Annotated in this window: 17 protein-coding genes and 1 CRISPR repeat array; of the genes, 5 read left to right on the top strand and 12 right to left on the bottom strand. The window is 35.2% G+C overall.

Annotated elements, in window-relative coordinates:
- Positions 1–222 precede the first annotated feature (222 nt).
- Complete coding sequence (locus GA0061080_RS05100) at positions 223–939, top strand: GntR family transcriptional regulator (RefSeq protein ID WP_167349183.1); 717 nt, start codon at positions 223–225, stop codon at positions 937–939.
- Positions 940–1,191: 252 nt separating this feature from the next.
- Here the strand turns inward: GA0061080_RS05100 and ihfB are convergent, their stop codons facing one another.
- The 7 genes from ihfB to prfC all read right to left on the bottom strand — a co-directional run bounded on the left by ihfB (position 1,192) and on the right by prfC (position 10,949).
- Positions 1,192–1,482: an integration host factor subunit beta gene (gene ihfB, locus GA0061080_RS05105; RefSeq protein ID WP_065636617.1), complete on the bottom strand. Its 291-nt coding sequence runs from the start codon at positions 1,480–1,482 to the stop codon at positions 1,192–1,194.
- A gap of 98 nt (positions 1,483–1,580) precedes the next feature.
- On the bottom strand, positions 1,581–3,263 hold the full coding sequence (rpsA, locus tag GA0061080_RS05110) for a 30S ribosomal protein S1 (protein WP_091122112.1): 1,683 nt from the start codon (positions 3,261–3,263) through the stop codon (positions 1,581–1,583).
- A 111-nt stretch (positions 3,264–3,374) separates the two neighbouring features.
- Positions 3,375–4,055: a (d)CMP kinase gene (gene cmk, locus GA0061080_RS05115; RefSeq protein ID WP_091122116.1), complete on the bottom strand. Its 681-nt coding sequence runs from the start codon at positions 4,053–4,055 to the stop codon at positions 3,375–3,377.
- A gap of 1 nt (position 4,056) precedes the next feature.
- Positions 4,057–5,337, bottom strand: coding sequence for a 3-phosphoshikimate 1-carboxyvinyltransferase (gene aroA / locus GA0061080_RS05120; RefSeq protein ID WP_167349184.1), 1,281 nt, complete (start codon positions 5,335–5,337; stop codon positions 4,057–4,059).
- Positions 5,338–5,366: 29 nt separating this feature from the next.
- Positions 5,367–6,239: a helix-turn-helix domain-containing protein gene (locus GA0061080_RS05125; RefSeq protein WP_091122124.1), complete on the bottom strand. Its 873-nt coding sequence runs from the start codon at positions 6,237–6,239 to the stop codon at positions 5,367–5,369.
- Between the two features lie 114 nt (positions 6,240–6,353).
- Positions 6,354–9,242, bottom strand: a complete 2,889-nt coding sequence (gene ptrA, locus GA0061080_RS05130) for a pitrilysin (RefSeq protein WP_091122127.1) — start codon at positions 9,240–9,242, stop codon at positions 6,354–6,356.
- A gap of 114 nt (positions 9,243–9,356) precedes the next feature.
- On the bottom strand, positions 9,357–10,949 hold the full coding sequence (gene prfC, locus GA0061080_RS05135; RefSeq protein ID WP_091122131.1) for a peptide chain release factor 3: 1,593 nt from the start codon (positions 10,947–10,949) through the stop codon (positions 9,357–9,359).
- Positions 10,950–11,153: 204 nt separating this feature from the next.
- On the opposite strand from prfC, the gene ilvY reads away from it, so the two are divergent.
- Positions 11,154–12,056: an HTH-type transcriptional activator IlvY gene (ilvY, locus tag GA0061080_RS05140; protein WP_091122179.1), complete on the top strand. Its 903-nt coding sequence runs from the start codon at positions 11,154–11,156 to the stop codon at positions 12,054–12,056.
- Positions 12,057–12,175: 119 nt separating this feature from the next.
- Positions 12,176–14,350 (top strand): 3-hydroxybutyrate oligomer hydrolase family protein, encoded by a 2,175-nt coding sequence (locus tag GA0061080_RS05145; protein WP_167349185.1) that lies wholly within the window; start codon positions 12,176–12,178, stop codon positions 14,348–14,350.
- Positions 14,351–14,415: 65 nt separating this feature from the next.
- On the opposite strand, the gene GA0061080_RS05150 is transcribed toward GA0061080_RS05145, so the two are convergent.
- The 3 genes from GA0061080_RS05150 to fsa form a co-directional block, all read right to left on the bottom strand.
- On the bottom strand, positions 14,416–14,997 hold the full coding sequence (locus GA0061080_RS05150) for an acyl carrier protein phosphodiesterase (RefSeq protein WP_091122137.1): 582 nt from the start codon (positions 14,995–14,997) through the stop codon (positions 14,416–14,418).
- 12 nt (positions 14,998–15,009) lie between these two features.
- Entirely contained in the window at positions 15,010–15,816 is an 807-nt protein-coding gene (locus tag GA0061080_RS05155) for a siderophore-interacting protein (RefSeq protein ID WP_167349186.1), read from the bottom strand.
- A gap of 141 nt (positions 15,817–15,957) precedes the next feature.
- A complete protein-coding gene (fsa, locus tag GA0061080_RS05160; RefSeq protein ID WP_091122146.1) occupies positions 15,958–16,620 on the bottom strand; it encodes a fructose-6-phosphate aldolase in 663 nt (220 codons plus the stop codon).
- A 288-nt stretch (positions 16,621–16,908) separates the two neighbouring features.
- Between fsa and GA0061080_RS05165 the strand changes: the two genes are divergently transcribed.
- Both GA0061080_RS05165 and GA0061080_RS05170 read left to right on the top strand, forming a co-directional pair.
- Positions 16,909–17,775 carry a helix-turn-helix domain-containing protein gene (locus GA0061080_RS05165; protein WP_091122150.1) on the top strand — a complete coding sequence of 289 codons (867 nt, stop codon included), beginning with the start codon at positions 16,909–16,911 and terminating at the stop codon, positions 17,773–17,775.
- A gap of 340 nt (positions 17,776–18,115) precedes the next feature.
- Positions 18,116–18,373, top strand: a complete 258-nt coding sequence (locus tag GA0061080_RS05170; protein ID WP_091122153.1) for a hypothetical protein — start codon at positions 18,116–18,118, stop codon at positions 18,371–18,373.
- A 25-nt stretch (positions 18,374–18,398) separates the two neighbouring features.
- On the opposite strand, the gene GA0061080_RS05175 is transcribed toward GA0061080_RS05170, so the two are convergent.
- Positions 18,399–18,629: an EexN family lipoprotein gene (locus GA0061080_RS05175; RefSeq protein ID WP_091122157.1), complete on the bottom strand. Its 231-nt coding sequence runs from the start codon at positions 18,627–18,629 to the stop codon at positions 18,399–18,401.
- Positions 18,630–18,662: 33 nt separating this feature from the next.
- Complete coding sequence (locus tag GA0061080_RS12560; RefSeq protein ID WP_167349187.1) at positions 18,663–18,818, bottom strand: hypothetical protein; 156 nt, start codon at positions 18,816–18,818, stop codon at positions 18,663–18,665.
- Between the two features lie 442 nt (positions 18,819–19,260).
- A CRISPR array of direct repeats spans positions 19,261–19,828; the repeat unit is 28 nt; unit sequence TTTCTAAACCGCCTATGCGGCGGTAAAC.
- The last annotated feature ends 5 nt before the right edge of the window (positions 19,829–19,833 follow it).

Below are 19,833 nucleotides of genomic sequence, written 5' to 3' on the forward strand. Positions count from 1 at the left end.
ATAAAAAAACACATTTATATGTTATCAATAAGTATTAAATTAAATAATACTTATTTAATACTAATGTGAAAAAGATCACAAAATTTTTATCGGTATCAGAAAATAGACATATAAATGATACTTAACAATAATAGTTAGGCTCAAAGAATAATATTTTTCATTTGATGATATTTTGACTATTGAATGTTAAGATAATACAAATTTCATATGTAGGATATGATTATGAGTAAGCCACTTTATCGACAAATAGCTGAAACTATTGAGAAAAAAATTCGTTCTGGCGAATTAGATGTTGAAGATGTATTACCTACAGAACAAGCTTTACAAGAAATATATAATGTTAGTCGCGTCACTGTTCGTAAAGCACTTGAACTACTTGAAAAACAAGGGTTATTAGTGCGTATAAAAGGAAGTGGTACCTATGTTAAATGTAATTCGGCTAAGCACGATGCCTTTCAATTAAAAGGATTCGAAGAAAACATTACCTCACAAGGAAGAGTTGCTAGTACAAAAGTAATACATTTTCAGTTAGAACAAGCACAACCCGTTATTGCAAAGCATCTAAAAATTGAAGTTGGCACATTGATATACTCAATAATACGTATTAGAACAATAGACGATGAACCTGAAATTTTAGAGCAAAGTTATATGCCTCTTTCACTATTTCCTGATCTCAGTGTTAAAGTAATGCAAACATCGAAGTATCACTATATTGAAAAACAAAAAGGCTATCAAATATCGCTAAGTAGGCAAGACTTAAAGCCAGTTTTGGCAACTAGCATTGTTGCTAAACATTTAAATATCGAAACAAATTATCCTATATTATGCCTACGTTCAACTAGTGAATTAGTTAATGGCGAAGTATTTGAATATAGTATTCAATATTTAAGGGGATTCCAATATAGGTTTGAATATATTGCACGCAGAGGATTAGAATAAATATCAATTGTAAAAATTACTCACATTCTTTACGTATACAAACATATACAAAAGCTAACACACTATTATAAAGAAAAATAACTGTAATAACGGTTATGGTTTTATGGTTAGCTAAACATTTTTGCTCGGCCACCAAGCCATTTATAACCTGTTAAAGAAAGATCGATCGAGGTTTTTGCTCACTATAAACTATTTAAAATAAAAAGCCATTGATTTGACTCAATGGCTTTTTGCTAAATATAGAATTTTAAGCTATGCATTTACTGCATTATTTACTCTTTCACGTAATTCTTTACCTGGTTTGAAATGCGGGATATATTTATGTTTAACTTCAACATTACCACCTGTTCTAGGATTTCTAGCTTTACGTGGAGCACGATAGTTTAAACTAAAACTACCAAAGCCTCGAATTTCTACACGATCGTTACTTTCCATAGCTAAAGCGATCTGTTCGATGATATCTCTAACTGAATCATCAACTAATTGAACAGGAAGATGTGTTCGCCAGTTAACAATTCGTTCTACTAAATCTGATCTATTCATGATCACTCCTAATTTATTTATGCGGTATGTAACTTGTTCATTTTATACCACAAAAGAAAAAGAGGGCAAGCCCTCTTTACTCTTTACATAAATATTTTTTACTCAGTTTTTGATGCTGCTTTGAATGCTTCAGCCATTGCATTAGTAAATGATGCATCGTCTTGAGTTGCAGTATTATTTACAGCAGCAAGAGCTTCTTTTTCGTCAGCTTCATCTTTTGCACGTACTGATAATGAAATTGCGCGAGTTTTACGATCAATATTCACAATCTTAGCTTCAACTTCATCACCAACTTTTAATGCTGTTGTCGCATCTTCAATACGCTCACGAGCAATATCTTGAGCTTTTAAGTAGCCTTCAATACCTTCAGCGATTTCGATAGTTGCACCTTTAGCATCAACAGCTGTTACAGTACCTTTAACAATATTACCTTTTTTGTAGTTAGATGCAAAACTACTAAATGGATCATCTTCTAGTTGTTTAACACCCAAAGAGATACGTTCACGTTCTGCATCAACTTGTAACACAACCGCTTCAATATCATCACCTTTCTTATAAGCTTTAACTGCTTCTTCGCCAGGCATATTCCAAGAAATGTCTGAAAGGTGAACTAAACCATCAATACCGCCATCTAAACCAATAAAGATACCGAAATCAGTGATTGATTTGATCTTACCGCTAACTTTATCACCTTTATTGTGTGATTCAGCAAATTGTAACCATGGGTTTGGTTTACATTGTTTAAGACCAAGAGAAATACGACGACGTTCTTCATCAATTTCAAGAACAATAACTTCAACTTCATCACCTAAGCTAACTACTTTAGATGGGTGGATGTTTTTGTTTGTCCAATCCATTTCAGAAACGTGAACTAAACCTTCAACGCCAGTTTCGATTTCAACAAAACAACCGTAATCAGTTAAGTTAGTTACTTTACCTGTTACTTTAGTACCTTCTGGGTAACGTTTAGCAATTGAAACCCATGGATCTTCGCCTAATTGTTTTAAGCCAAGAGAAACACGTGAGCGGTCTTTGTCAAACTTAAGTACTTTAACAAGTAATTCTTGCCCCACTTCAACCACTTCACTTGGATGTTTAACACGTTTCCAAGCCATATCTGTGATATGAAGTAAACCATCAACCCCACCAAGATCAACGAATGCACCGTAATCTGTAAGATTTTTAATAATACCTTTAACTTCTGAACCTTCTTGTAGATTTTCAAGAAGTTGTTCTCTTTCTGCACTATTTTCAGATTCAATAACTGCACGACGTGAAACAACAACGTTGTTACGTTTTTGATCTAATTTAATTACTTTTAATTCGATTTCTCTGTTTTCGATATGAGAAGTATCGCGTAATGGACGAACATCAACAAGCGAGCCAGGTAGGAACGCACGAACGCCATTAAGATCAACCGTAAAGCCACCTTTAACTTTACCATTGATAACACCTAAAACTGTTGCAGCATCTTCAACTGCTTTTTCTAGTATTATCCATGCTTCATGACGTTTAGCTTTTTCGCGAGATAAAATTGTTTCGCCAAAGCCATCTTCAATTGAGTCAAGCACAACATCAACAATATCGCCAACTTGAACTTCTAGTTCACCTTGGGCATTTTTAAACTGCTCTACTGGAATTGCGGATTCAGATTTTAAACCAGCATCAACTAAAACAACATCTTTGTCGATTGCAACGACAGTACCACGGATCATATTACCAGAACGAGTGTCTAGTTGATTAATAGACTCTTCAAAGAGTTGAGCAAAAGATTCAGTCATATTTATATACTTAAGTTAATTTTAACGTCCACATTACATCCTGTCTTGTGGGGTTGTTTATAATACTCCATACATCCTTATAATGGAGCTAGGTTAATGCTATAATTTAAGTTACAACGCAAGTTTTTCGTTTATATACTTAATAGATTGATTAAAAACATCTTGAATAGACAATGATGTGGTATCAATTATTAGAGCATCAATTGCAGGTTTAAGTGGCGCAACGGCGCGGTTACGATCGCGTTCATCACGCTCAGTTATCTCCTGCAAAATTTCGGCGAATTTAACATGTTTTTGCCTATGTTGCAACTGTTTCATTCGTCTTTCGGCTCGTGATTGTGCACTTGCATCAAGAAAAATTTTAACAGGCGCATCGCTAAACACCACACTCCCCATGTCTCGACCATCTGCAATAAGCCCTGGTGCTTGTCTAAAATCACGTTGTCGCTGTAATAATGCAGATCTAACTTTATTGAGTGCGGCCACTTTTGAAGCTGCGCCACCTGTTTCTTCAGTGCGGATACGTTTTGTTACATCAACACCACTTAACAAGACCTTGACTTCAATATCATTACTATCAAAAGTCAAAGGTAAGTTTAACGCTAAATTAGTTAACTGGTTTTCATCATCCAATGCAATATTTTTTTCAAGAGCGGATAATGCAAGCACACGATAGATAGCACCTGAATCTAAAAGATGCCATTTTAAATAATTGGCTAATGCTTGACATAACGTGCCCTTGCCAACACCACTTGGCCCATCAATAGCAACAACGGGAACTATTTTATTCATTTTATTGTTCGCTTAATTTTTTAAATTGTTCAAAATAATCAGGAAAAGTTTTCATTGTGCATTTAGGATCTAATATTGTCACAGGTGTATCTGAAAGCGCCACTAATGAAAAACACATAGCAATACGATGATCATTATAAGTTTCGATTTCAGCATGGATTAATTTATTGGGCGGCACAATAGTAATATAATCTTGACCTTCATCAACTTTTGCACCAACTTTTCTTAATTCAGTTGCCATCGCATATAAGCGATCAGTTTCTTTCACTCGCCAATTATAAATATTACGGATCGTAGTAGGGCCTTTAGCAAACAATGCCGTTGTAGCAATAGTCATTGCCGCATCGGGAATATGGTTCATATCCATATCAATACCATTTAATTCACCATGTGAACATTCAATATAATCATCAGCCCAAGTGATTTTAGCGCCCATTTTTTCAAGCACATGAGCAAATTGCGTATCGCCTTGCAAACTTTTTTTACCAATTCCTGTAACACGAACAGTGCCGCCTTTAATTGCTGCAGCCGCTAAAAAATAAGATGCAGATGAAGCATCACCCTCAACCAAATAATCGCCTGGCGATTGATAATCTTGGTTTGCTTTGATAACAAATGATTGATAGTTATTGTTAACTACAGTAACGCCAAACATTGCCATCATTTTGACTGTAATATCAATATAAGGTTTAGAAACAAGATCACCAATAATAGTAATTTCTGTATCTTGTTTTGCTAATGGTGCAGCCATTAATAGTGCGGTTAAAAATTGGCTAGAGACCGAACCATCAACTTGGATTTTACCACCAATAAAACCACCATGAAGGTGTAATGGTGGGTATCCTTCATTTTCGAGATAATCAATTTTAGCACCACCTTGACGTAGCGCATCAACTAAATGACCAATTGGGCGCTCTTTCATGCGTGGTTCGCCAGTTAACACAATATTATTATGACCAAGACATAAAGCTGCAGTCAGAGGGCGCATTGCTGTACCAGCATTACCTAAAAAAAGCTCTAATGCATGGCCAGATTGCAGCATCCCACCTACGCCTTGAATATCACAAATAGTCCGATCGTGTGATAGCTGATACTTCACTCCTAACGCTGCAAGCGCATCAAGCATATAACGCACATCATCACTATCAAGTAAATTCGTTAACCGTGTATTACCTTTACTCAATGCTGATAGTAATAAAGCACGATTAGAAACACTCTTTGAACCAGGCAAATTGATAGTACCATTAATTCTTTTTATCGGTTGTAATGTTAAGGATAACATAATGTCTCTCGTTAAGATTTCATAAATATTTAAAATTTATCTAATGTTGCTTTTAGCAAATCAATAGCATGATGATCTTTAGCACTATTTTGCCATAACTTATCAAAAAGATGACGATAACGTTTAATAGCATCTTGCGATGAAGTAATAGAAGCAATACCTGTTGTCACATTCGGCAATTCACCTAAGCGAAATGGACTCATTGCCAACGAAATTGGGTTATCATTTTGGTAAAAAATTTGGAATGTAATTGATGGAATAGCTTCTTGCGTAATAGCAATAGTTGAAGCAAAAGATTGCTGTTCTATTAGATCAATTAAATGATAAATTTCGTTGCGAGCAAGTAGCATCCTTTCAGACTTTTTACCGGGCGAAATAGTCAAATTACCCACTAAGCCAATATGCAAAAACCGTTCAATATTACGCAAGCTAATTAAATTAATCACTTTAGGAACAGATTGATAAAACTGCTTTTTGCGATCTTTTAAAATCGCCAAAATTACTGAATATCTTTGAGATTCAATCGACTCATTTGACTCATTTAACATCATCGCTAAATGAGACAAATAATCAGAAGAAGTTAATAAAAAAGAAAAAGGATCGAAATGAGAATAGATATGAGTTGATTGCTGTTCTAATTGACGCATACGTTCAAAAAAACCTTCACCACTCGAATAGTATTCAGTATCAATGCCGAGTAAACTCGCAAAAGAAGTACCGAGTAAAGATGCCAGTCGTTCTAGGGTTTCTATTTTAACAATTTCACCTTTTTCTAACCGATAGACTGCTGCTCTTGAAATTTTAAGACTATCAGCAACATCTTCAGCCTTCAGTGAAGCGGCAATCCTATACGCACGTAAACGTTGACCTATAGCACAATAATCAATCGATCCAGTAATCATAATATACTCAAACTATTGGGATTTTGGCAGTGTATCACAAGGTGATAGCAATGCCAATTTTTGGCAAAATGTTTCAGGTGTAGCCTATATTTTCATCAACAACTTAAATAACACCTATTTTAATAACTCATTTTGCAATGCCGATACATTTTCAAATTCAGTAAACTCAGAAATTGCCTCTGGTTGTTTAGCATTATCTTCACGCTTACCAAGAACTTGCGATGCAAATACAAAACCTTTTTTATCCATAACTGAACGGTTATAAAAATCAACTAAATCTTGCTTAGTGATTTTTTTCAATTGTTCAATTTTTTTGTGCCGTGAATCAAACATAAAACGCGAATTCCGATAGTCAGCCATATAACGACTAAACTCTTCATCCAATGTTTGCGGAGGCATTTTCAATTCATCAAGTACCGCTTTTTTATATTGCTCAATATCTTCTTTAGATAATGCTTTAAGCTTACTTAATATAACAGGATAAAATTCTTGGTAACGCTTAAATAAATAAACTGGATCGTATTGGTTGCTTTGAATGATAAAACTCATTCCAACTGAATCTCCAACTGTAACAGGGCCAGCAAATACAGCGTAGCCGAGTTGTTCATTGGTGCGTAACTGATCATAAAACCAAGGTGAAATAATTTTCGACAATGTATAACTTAGCATACTACTAGCAATTCGATCATAACCTGTTGGAATATAGCTCATCATCAAAGCATTATCAGTACTTTTCGCATATTGAGCCATTTTGGCCTCCAATGATTTTTTAATCTGAATATTATCAACAGGAGTAAATTCAACATCACGCACTAGTGTTTTTTGAATGGAATGATAAAGATCTAAAGAATCCTCGTTAGACAAATTACCCAAGCTAAGCATATAAGGTACTGAGTGGGTTAATAAATTATCGCGATAAGTTAACACGTCATTAATAGTCATTGTTGCTGTGATTTGACGTCTTTCATCCCGTTCAAAATACGGTAAATCTGACAATTCATTAACAGGATTAACCGCCAACCAATAACTTTTAGCATGCTCAGATTTATCCAATTCCTGCAAATACCAAGATTTAGCTAACACTAAGCTTTGCTCATCAATCGTCACATTGCGATAACTATTAAGAATTGCTGTTACCATTTTAGGTAGATGCTGACTAAAGCCACTAGCAGAAATCATCAGGCCATTATCATTATTTGTTGATAACGAAATACCCGCAACGCCTGCCTGAAATCGTAATTGTTCTAAATTACGACTTGCAATGTAATCAAGTAAATTAAAAGCGACCTCTGCTTTAGCATCACTAAAAGCCTGGTTATTCCGTAACGAAACCACAATCGCCGCTTTAGGTTCAGTTTTGAAATATTGACTAACAAAATGAAGATGATTACCCCGTTTACTAAACCCAGCTGGTTGAGCTTGAGCACGGTTTTGCTTCACAATTGAAAAATTGTCAGGAATATAAGGATTTAATTCAGGTAAACTAAATGTGAAATTTTTACCTAAAGCCAACCAATTCGCTTTTTGCTCACTAGTAATATTATCAATTTTGTAAGGTGCATCAACAAAATAAGCCGTCTTATTAGTCGTTTGATTTGGCGAAATCACCCAAATTCTAGCATTATTGGCTGTCAAACTTTTTAAACGTGAAGCGATCGCAGTTTTATCAAAATTAGTGGCAATAAAATCAGAATTTAATATATTTTGAACGGGATATAACAGCATCTGATCAGATAGCCATTCCACATAAGACATATCACGCTCAACATCCTGATACTTAAATTCTAACGCTAAAACTTTCTTAAGTTCTTCATAATAAGCATCAGAAATTCCTTGCTTTTGAATTAACTGTAAATAATTAAAAATAGCGCCAATAACTTTATCTTTTTGAGCAAGTCCATCGTCGGTTAAACTTACATTAATACTAAATATACCACTATTACCATAACGAATAGGATTGATAGACGAACTAATTGCTTCAATCAAACCTTGCTTTTGTAACTGATCAGATAACGTATTATGGCTACTGTTACTGATTAAATAACTGATATACTCATCAGTTTTATCGGCAAATTTAGCCAGATTATTTTCAATCGGAAACTGTAAAAACAATAGTTTTTTGGGTTGTGCAGGTACCATAGAAATTTGTTTATTTAGCACATTTGGCGTTATAGCAGGCTTATCAACTATTGGGATATTAATATTTTTATTAGGAATTTTACCAAAATTATTTTCAGCTAATTTTGCCAATTTATTGATCGATTGATTGCTATACATCACTCCAACCATTATATTGGCTGAATAATAATCTTTATGAAAATTCACTAAAGCATCTTGCAATTTACTATTTTCTTTATCACTTAATGTTTCTAAATTACCGCCTGAAAATTGCGATGCAGGATGGTTTTGATTAATTGTTTCAGAATCAACTTGCCCAATACGAAAACCATCATTTGATCTGGCCATTGTCAATTCAGCATTAACTGCATTACGTTCTTTATCGGCAAATTTAGGATCCAAATTGGGATCGCTAATAGCATCGGCTAAATAATCTAGCGCTTTATTAAAAGCACTATTTTCAACTTCAAAATAAAAAGCCGTTCTATGTGCCGCAGTGCTAGCATTATAACTACCGGCATGACGGCTTAAAAACTGAGAAAAGCTAGCAGGTTCGGGATATTTTTTTGATCCCATTAACACCATATGTTCAGTATAATGCGCCAATCCTTGCTGATCTTTGGGATCTTGCAGAGAACCAACAGGCAGCGCTAATGATGCCAGTGATTTTACGGCTTTAGGATCTGAAACAAGTAACACTCGCATTTTATTTGCTAGCTCAATCACTTCATATTGACGCTTATCGCGTTCACTTTGTTGCACTTTTTCTATCAAAACTGGCTTTGTAAGCTTATTTTCGATGGCAAAAGATGGAGAAGTAGCAAGCAGTAACCCAATAATCCCACTAAAAATAAAATTAACCAATTTTTTGTTTTTATAAACCATAATATCTGCTCGCTCAACTCAGTTTTAAAAATAATACAAAAGTAATTTTACCAAAATACGAATGTATCTTTACGAATATATCTTAATAAAGTCCGTAATTAAAAAATAAAAAATTTAATGCTCTCGAGTTTTTCTAAATTCAACATCAGGATACCGTTCTTGCGTCAAATTTAAATTAACCATGCTTGGCGCAATATAAGAAAGGTTATCACCACCATCTAATGCCAAATTCTGTTCGCATTTGCGTTTAAATTCTTCCAGTTTTTTCACATCTGAGCACTCAGCCCAACGCGCTGTTGTCACATTAACTGGCTCATAAATGGCTTCAACGTTATACTCTGATTTTAATCGAGCAACCACCACATCAAACTGTAAAACCCCTACAGCACCCACAATTAAGTCATTATTGGTTAATGGGCGGAAAACTTGTACTGCTCCCTCTTCTGAAAGCTGAACTAGCCCTTTTAAAAGTTGCTTTTGTTTAAGCGGATCTTTAAGGCGGATTCGACGGAATAATTCTGGTGCAAAGTTAGGAATGCCTGTAAATTTTAGATCTTCGCCTTGTGTAAAGGTATCGCCTATTTGAATCGTGCCATGATTATGTAAACCAATAATATCACCGGCATAAGCTTCTTCAACATGTTCACGATCACCGGCCATAAACGTTAAAGCATCAGAGATATTAATATCTTTGGCAATACGCACATGGCGTAACTTCATGCCTTTTTCATACTTACCCGAGACAATACGCATAAACGCAACGCGGTCACGATGTTTTGGATCCATATTGGCTTGAATTTTAAAAACAAAACCACTGAACTTTTCTTCTGATGATTCGACTTCGCGCTTATCAGTTTGACGAGGTTGAGGAGTTGGTGCCCAAGCTGTTAAACCATCAAGCATATGATCCACGCCAAAATTACCCAATGCCGTACCAAAAAAGACCGGTGTTAAATCACCTGACAAGAAAGCATCTAAATCAAATTCGTTTGATGCGCCTTGCACTAATTCAAGTTCTTCACGCAGTTGCTGTGCTAAATCATCACCGATCGCTAAATCCAAATCAGGGTTAGTTAACCCTTTAATAATTCGCACTTCTTGTATTGTATGACCTTGCCCTGATTGATAAAGATAAGTTTCGTCTTTAGCTAAATGGTAAACACCTTTAAATAACTTGCCACAACCAATTGGCCAAGTAATAGGCGCGCACATTATATTGAGTTCATTTTCGACTTCATCAAGCAATTCCATTGGATCACGAATATCACGGTCTAACTTATTCATAAAGGTTAAAATTGGGGTATTGCGTAATCGCGTAACTTCCATTAATTTGCGTGTACGATCTTCAACACCTTTTGCAGCATCAATGACCATTAAACAACTATCAACCGCCGTTAGCGTACGATAAGTATCTTCAGAAAAGTCCTCATGCCCTGGAGTATCTAATAAATTAACTAAACAGTCATTATAAGGAAACTGCATCACAGAGGTAGTAATTGAAATACCACGCTGCTTTTCCATCTCCATCCAGTCAGATTTTGCATGCTGAGCATTAGCGCCGCGACCTTTAACTGTACCTGCTGTTTGAATTGCATGACCAAATAACAATACCTTTTCAGTAATGGTTGTTTTACCCGCATCGGGGTGAGAAATAATTGCAAAAGTGCGACGTGCATTAACTTCGTCTAAATAAGCTTGTTCTGTCATAAAACTGTTTTAACCTACACAAAAATAATTACCTATTCTAGCAGGTATCTGCCTGTTTTGCCATTAACCTTAATACGCAACGTAATTTGCCTTATTTATTTATCTATGCATAATATCTTCCCTAATAAGCAATGCAACATTTACTGCTTCTTGTCAAAAAGTTTCAGGAAAAGTATGCGTTTAAGTATAAAATTGGAATCTGCTATGAATATTCGTGATTTAAAACTGTACTTACATTTATGCGAAACTTGTCACTTTGGTATAACTGCAAATGCTATGCATGTTAGTCCATCAACTTTATCAAGACAGATCCAACGACTTGAAGAACATTTTGGTCATCCGCTATTTATTCGCGACAATAGGCAAGTACAAATTACTTCGGAAGGCGAAAAAGTTAAACGTTTTGCTAAGCAAGTAATAAATATGCACCAACAACTAAAACATGATTTAGATCAATCTAACCAACACATTGTCGGGGAACTTACTCTATTTTGTTCAGTCACCGCTGCATATAGCCATCTACCTGAAATACTTGATCGCTTTAGGATCCACTATCCACTGGTTGAAATCAAACTATCAACGGGTGATGCTGCTGACGCCGTAAAAAAAATACAAGCAAATGAAGCCGATTTAGCTATAGCAGGCAAACCAAAACAGCTTCCCACTGGTATTGAGTTTTTAAAATTTGGTGAAATTGAAATGGTTTTGCTAATACCTAAACTTAATAGCACATTTAGCGACAAATTACATCAAAAACAGCCAGACTGGCACAATATTCCCTTTATATTGCCTGAACATGGTCCTAGTCGCCACCGTATTGATTTATGGTTTAAGCAAAGAAAAATTTCCAATCCCAAAATTTATGCTACAGTCGCAGGACACGAAGCCATTGTATCGATGGTAGCTTTAGGCTGTGGGGTCGCCTTATTACCTAAAGTCGTAATGGACAATAGCCCTGAACGAATAAGAGAGCGCATAACCGAATGGTCAACAAATTTAATGGAACCGTTTGATGTTGGTATTTGTGTACAAAAAAGGCGATTGTCTGAAAAAATCATTGCTGCCTTTTGGGCAATTTGCAATCTCAATTTACCTAATAACGCATAACAAAAATATAGTGTATAATCACACCTCAAAAAATTAAAGCTATATAACGTGTTAACTAGCATATACCTAATTTTTTATTAAAATTTTATGTAACAGAATAACATTACATGGTATTGAAAATGAAAAAAATAAAATTAAAAACTTTTGTCTCATTGATATTTTTTGCCGCTGTTATTATGCCATTAACGGCACAGCCCAATACCACAAAATCAATCACATCTAACATAAACACTGATAGCGACCCAAAAAATACAGAGGCCGATAACAAAACCACAAATACAGCCACGGCTACAACAACCAATGTTGAAACTAACAGCAGTACGCCATCCCAAATTAATGACACAATAAAAAAGCCAAAATGGCTAGTCCGCAATACATTGGCTTATTATGATGGCGATAGTGATGATCTTGTTACAGCAGGGCTTGGGTTTACCCCATTATCAACCACCATTATCACGCCAGAAGTTGAAATTCCAGCTAAACCAAACTTTCAAGAACGCCGACAAGCCAAACTAAATCGTTATATTGACATCAAAGTTGGTGAAGGCTCACTATTTGGTTTTAGAAAGCAAGAACTAACCCCTTTATTTGATGGTAAAATTGCAGGTACCGAAATATCAGCCGTACAAAGACAAGACGGTGTTGGTATGTTGCTACAAATTCCGCTTGATTTTAACAAAAATAAACCTTGCATTGTTGCGGTTCCTGCTAGTGATTCGGATGGAATATTTAATACCAAAGATATACAGATTCGTGGATTATGGGGGCTCCGTCACAACTGTGCAGTAGTTTATAACGACAAAGGACTAGGTAACGGCATTTATGATATTGAGCGCAAACTTGGGTTCACCGTTTTGGGAGAAGTACAAAGCGGTAACATATTATTCTCTCCTTCGATTGATAATAACGAAAAATATATAAAAGAATATCCCCATCGCTATGCTGTAAAACAACTACACTCACAACTCAATGCCGAAGCTCGCTGGGGGGAACATGTATTAAAATCCATAGAATTTGCCTTTTATGAACTTAATAGTATGTTTTCCTCTAATGAACAAGCTATATTCAACAAAGACAACACCCTTGTTTTAGTGTATGGAGCAAGCGATGGCGGTGGAGCAGCATTAAAAGCTGGAGAATTAGATGATCAAAATATCATTGACGGCATTGTTGCAGTTAATCCACAAATACAACCGAATCTTGACCAAGCTCCGGTTACACTAACAATTGGCAACAACTTACAAAATCTAGAATCCAAATCCATTGCAAATTACAGTGCTTATGGTGCGTTATATATACCATGTGCCATACCAGCCATAACAGCTTATAAAGACGATTCTTATGTACCTTATGCGGATTATTTCATTTATTCGCAAGAACGCTGTAATGCACTAAAAAAAGCAAATTTACTTACCAAAGGTACTCCTGAAGAAGCGCTAGAAAAACTACATCAAAATGGTTGGACACCAGAAATGGACATCCAGCTACCCTATTTTTACTATACTGAATCCATCGGTCTGCCTTATCAATATATTAGTGCTTATGGCAAATATAGTGTCACCGAAAATATGTGTGATTTTTCGGTAGCAAGTACCCAGCAAAACCCAATTAATAACACGGGTAAAGTTGCGCCATTAGAGGAAATATCCTTTGAACAAATATGGGGTATGGCAAATGGTCATTTACCGCTTTGGAATGGCCTTAATGCAACGGTTTTAGATTTAGTTGAAAACAAAGACCTAAACACCCCAAGACGTGAATTTTATTCTAGCTCGCAAACAAAAAACACTGTTGACTATGGCACCAAAGGTTCGATCTGTGTTTATGAAAAATCACAAGAACCACGTGTTAAGGAAGGTATAAAACAAGTAATGGCATCGGGTAATTTGCATGGCATAAAAACCTTGATTGTCCATGGCCGAAACAATGTTAAACAATTACCAAACTATACATCGCGCGCTTATGTCGCATTAAACAGCTTGGTAGAAGGTAAACAATCACAACTGCGATACATTGAAATAGAAAATGCTAGCTACTTAGATGGCAGAGCCCCATTTGACAACACATTACTACCCATTGATTATTATGGAGAAGATGCCATCGAGTGGTTATGGGCTAACTTAACCAACAACGCTACGCTACCAGTAAGCCAAGTTGTATATACCAAAACTCGTGGAGGTAAAAGTGGTTATGCGCCACAAATAACCAACAATAACTTAAAACCGATAGCCCAAACGCCAAATAGCAACAGCATTATCCAAAAAGAGGATGGCAAACTGATATTGCCAAATTAATAGCAAATATCCAAAACGCTACCGGTTTAAGACAGCAGCTTGAACCGGTAATACCAAAACCTAGCTTAGCTAGTGCTATCTTTTACTATTAAACAGATTTTTGGATATAACAAAAAAAATAACGACTCTAATTGAGCATAATGCTGCTTAACATCAATAATTGTTTCTTTTAACAAATATAATTTTGGTCGCCTATTTGCCATACCTCCTAATACATCACCAACAAAATCAATAGAAGCATAATTTACAAGCCACTCCCCTTGCCACATTGCATTCATAAAATGCTGATAATCGACAGGATAAACTGTAATATAAGGTTGGATAAATGCTTTGGTTGTTTGATTAAATTCAACCACACTTTTCAATAGTCCATATTTAGCCCAATGTTTTGACAAAAAGTGATCCCACACAATATCTAATGTAATCGATGCAACACGCTGATGCGATTTTCTAAACAGCAACTTGGCTTTCTTAACTTCAAGCAGGCTATCGGTCAATCTATCAATTTTACGATGTAGCATAATGCCATCGGCAACATTAGAGTTATAAATTAAATAAGGATCACCTTTAACAAAATCAGCAACGGTATTACCAATTAACGAACTACGTGCTAACGTAGCCAAATGCAAATGAGCAAGAATGTTCATAAAAATAATCAATCATTCACGATGTTTAAATTCGCCTTCGGCAAAACCTTCTCGCCAATAACTAGTAATCTGAAAAGCATCAGGCGACAAATGAGTATATTTATTCTTAACTGCTTGACGAATAGATTGCGCCAACGAACGCTCCATTCCCCCCCAAAACAACAGCTTATCATTCCCTAATAAATCAACACTCATTACCGCATCAACTAATTGGTCAGGAATATCTGTATTTTTCACAAACCAGTGAACCTCAACATTTTTATTATCTGGCAACGACACCATGTCATTTTTATGATTAACCTCAATAAAAGCAAATGCTTTTTGCTTTTTAGGAAGATGTTCAAGCGTATAACAAATAGCAGGTACAGCCGAAATATCCCCCATTAACACCAAAAAATCATCACTAAACTGTAACTTACTAGCAATACTAATCAAACCAATTTGATCACCAATTTTAGCCTTTTGCGACCACACTGAAGCCAATCCGGTATCATGAATAGCAAAATCAACAAAAAATTGACTAGTTACGCTATCAAATTCACGCACACTATAACTACGCACTAGCTGACGTAACTTATCGTCAATAGCAATTTTGTTATTATCATCAAGCTTAGGAAACGCAATTGTGCCAGTTAAAGGATCAGGAAATAATAATTTTAAATAAGGACAAATCCATAATGGATTAGTATCAAATGATTTATCGCTACTAAACTGCACACGAATAAAACTAGGTGAAATTTTTTCAACTTTTAATACTGTTAATAATGAATTAACAATGAATTTTTTGTTTAGTTTGATTTTTTGTTTTTTTTCATCCATAGCCATCAATTCTTATATTTTTAATACTTGAAAACATCATACAACAAAAAATGTTAGAGTGATGCTATTTTTACAATTGAAAAAACAGATAACTTGTTCCACCATAAAAATGATGGAACAAAATTCAATGAATAAACAAAATTAAAATGCTAACGATCCAAAAGCTTCACACCAATCTTGATCAAACTTAGCAATTGCCGCATCAACAGCAGGATCTGAAATAAAAAGCTCTGCAACATCGACAGGTAAGGTGATAGCCTTACACCCTGCAAGCATACAGTCTAACACTTGGCGTGGTGTTTTAAAGCTTGCGGCTAACACCATTGATTGTGGGCAATGCAAATTTAACAATTTTTGTAATTCCAGTACTGTATCTTTACTATTTCCACCTTGTGCATCAATGCGATTAACATAAGGTGCAATATATTTGGCCCCTGCTAATGCAGCTAAAAATCCCTGCCCTGCACCATAAACAGCCGTTCCCAAAGTTGGAATTCCTTGCTGGGTTAACTCTTTAATTGCAATCAATCCTTGAGCATTAACAGGAATTTTAGTCACAATCGATGGTACTGCTTTTCTAAGCTGATGTGCTTCTTTTATCATTTCATCAGCATTACTTGAAAGTACTTGAGCAAATAATAATTTATCTGGACCTAGTACCTCTTGTAATTCATCTAATAGCGAAAAAATAGGCTTGCTCGATTTTGCTACAATGCTTGGATTAGTGGTAACCCCACTAATAGGTAACACCTTGGCTAAACGTTTAATGGCGACAATATCAGCGGTATCTAAATATAATTCCATGGTTAACTCCTAGCTAAAACCAACAAACATTTATTAACGTATACATATAACGCTCTTTGTATTACAAATTTTGCGTTACAGCTATAGTAAAAAAAACGGATCTAACCGCCTAGAAGACAATTTTGTCATTTACTGGATTTTTGTACGCTAAATAAGAAATTGAGATTTAGATCACACAACGAAAAACTAACATTAATTTATTAAATAAACAAATTTATGCTTATTTTCATCTTTTTCATCTCTGTATATAATCTAAACGATAGTACACACTTGATTTATCATTAATTTATGACAAAAATCATTAACGAAAAACTAGCCAAACTAGTCAATAACCAAGAGTCAATCAATCATATCTATTTTGCCAATAGTAATGCTTGCCCGCCTTTACTTGCCTGCCAAGCCAACTTTCCTAGAATTGAAATTATATTAGAAGGAAAGCAACAAATGTTATGGGAGGATAGTAATGGCAAAGTTATTGAAAAAATATTATCAACTAATGATCTTTTATATATTTCCGCTCAAAGCTGGAACAAACCCATTTGGACAAGCCCTGTTACTTTATTAAACATCTTATTTGATCAACAACAAATTGGTATAAGCCTATTGCATTGGGATGGCACACAACTAATTCCGCTTGAGCAAATCAACACACCAAGACGTGGTCCACGGGTTGGTACATTTATTATTCAAGCTCTGACCGAACTTATCTGGCAAAACCAGTCAGATAAACAAAATCAAACTGCTTACTATCTTATTCACAGTTTGCTTAGCAACACACTTGATTTGTTAAATACCAATGTCAAAACATCAGCCAAAACTACTTGCCTATATGAAGCCATTTGCCAATATATTGATACTCACTTTCGTGAGGATATTACACGCGACTTTTTAGCTAATATGTTTTACATTTCACCCAATTACTTATCACATCTATTTCAAAGCGAGGGAAAAATAGGATTAAATGAATATCTAAATCATATTCGCTTAGAATATGCCAAATCGCTATTAAAGGATTATGATCTAAATATAAAAGAAATTGCGCTAGCATCGGGGTTTAAAGATAGTAATTATTTTTGTCGGATTTTTAAAAAAAAGACAGAACGAACACCAACACTGTATCGTCGACAATATCATAGTAAGTTAATGCGCAAATAGTTTTTTGCAGTTAACTTCAAACTCTTTTGTTTTTTACATTGTGCCAAAATTACACATATTTATCGTCCTTGTTTAGCGTACTCAACTATTGGTGCATTTCAATATAAAAAAATCAAACAGTATAATATTGGTTTTATTTTTAATTTAATGATTTTAAATAAAATTAAGCTGTTATACAGCAGTGAACGTTATGCTGTTAAAAATAATAATGCCAGAATATCTAAACCGCCTATGCGGCGGTAAACTTAGTACTCAACCACGAATAATTTGATGAAAACAAGCCATTTTCTTATTACTTATTTATGCAAACAAAAAATGGGCTATAGAAAAAGTTGAGCGATTGGAAGCTCAAGAATTTATTATTAATCATTTCGGTCAGGCTAATTATCAATTTCAAATAAACGGTAAGCAATCGGCATTTGCAAAATTAATTGATAACAACGGTAATGAAAGGACGATTTGGTCGAAACAGATTAATCGATTTTTAAATGACAATAAAGCAGAAAAAGGAGATAAGATTATAATAAAAGGTGACAAGTTTATAATGAATAAGAATCAGATTAGCAAGTCTATAAACTTATCACAGATAGAAATTTAAAAGCAGCTTCGCTTATATGATAAAATTAATCCCAGGCGTGAGGATTTCGTTCCGGTGGTGTTCCTATCATTAATGAGAATGTTGCATCAGCAGCGTTTCTACATGTTAGACTAAAACTATCTAACTCCCCATTTTTACATTTTTTATTGTATTCTTCTCGTAGCTCTTTGTTATTTTTAAAATCTTCTACAGTATATGTCTTCTCATTACATCCGAATAAAAACATAGCAGTAATTAATATTAGTATCTTTTTCATATAAATTCCTTACAATTGTTGGTTAATATTAGATTAAGTTTTATTGTGTTTCATTAAAAAATCATTTACAGCTAACCTAAGTAAATCAGAAATTGTCTTTAAAGGCAACTTGGCACGTTTATTTTTTATTGCAATATCTTCTAATTCTTCATATTGAATTTCATCAATTTCAAACGAAATTTTTCTCATGACTTTAGATTTAGATTCTTTTTTACCGCCACCAGCGTAGGGACGATCTGCTAATTCATCAGCCAGTTTATTCGCTTAGTTATTTACAGTAATTTGAGAAACTACTGTAATGAATATACATAAAAAACAAAACTAACGCCTTATCACAGACAGAGGTATGTCACCTATATCATAAAGAAAAAATAACTGTCACTGAATTGGCTAAACCTTTTATGACTAGTCGTTTGACGACCATTTATAGCGTGCTAAAGAAAGTCCGATTGGACCTGTTTGCGCCTCTAATCTGTAAAGGTAAACGTTATAAAAGCATTGGTTATGGAATTAAACATCAGGTTAAAGTTAAAAATTCCATTGAAGATAAATTAAGACAACAAGCTAACTAAACACTATAACAAAACCTATCTGGCGAAATAATCACTGGATAATATAAGCATAACCAATGTTTCTAAACCGCCTATGCGGCGGTAAACATTAAATCACCTTCTTTAAACTCGGGCTCCATTTTCTAAACCGCCTATGCGGCGGTAAACATTATTCCCGAAAAAAATGCTTATCGGATACATTTCTAAACCGCCTATGCGGCGGTAAACATGAGAACTGACGGCACAAAGATGGTTGTAGCTTTCTAAACCGCCTATGCGGCGGTAAACTAGTCCCGAAGATGACGCTATACGTGATATTTTTTCTAAACCGCCTATGCGGCGGTAAACCAACCATTGGTGGACGAATTTTAGAAGCAAATTTTCTAAACCGCCTATGCGGCGGTAAACTTAATACTGATCACAAATGGACTCAAAGCTGGTTTCTAAACCGCCTATGCGGCGGTAAACCCTATGGTCGTTTAACATACGACGGGGTAGGATTTCTAAACCGCCTATGCGGCGGTAAACGACACCGTTAAAGCCGATGCGGAGCATATCTATTTCTAAACCGCCTATGCGGCGGTAAACAGCAAGAAATTATCGCCCCCCAAGTTTGGATCTTTCTAAACCGCCTATGCGGCGGTAAACATGTT

This window comes from Gilliamella intestini (assembly GCF_900094935.1).
GTDB classification, from domain to species: Bacteria; Pseudomonadota; Gammaproteobacteria; order Enterobacterales; family Orbaceae; genus Gilliamella; species Gilliamella intestini.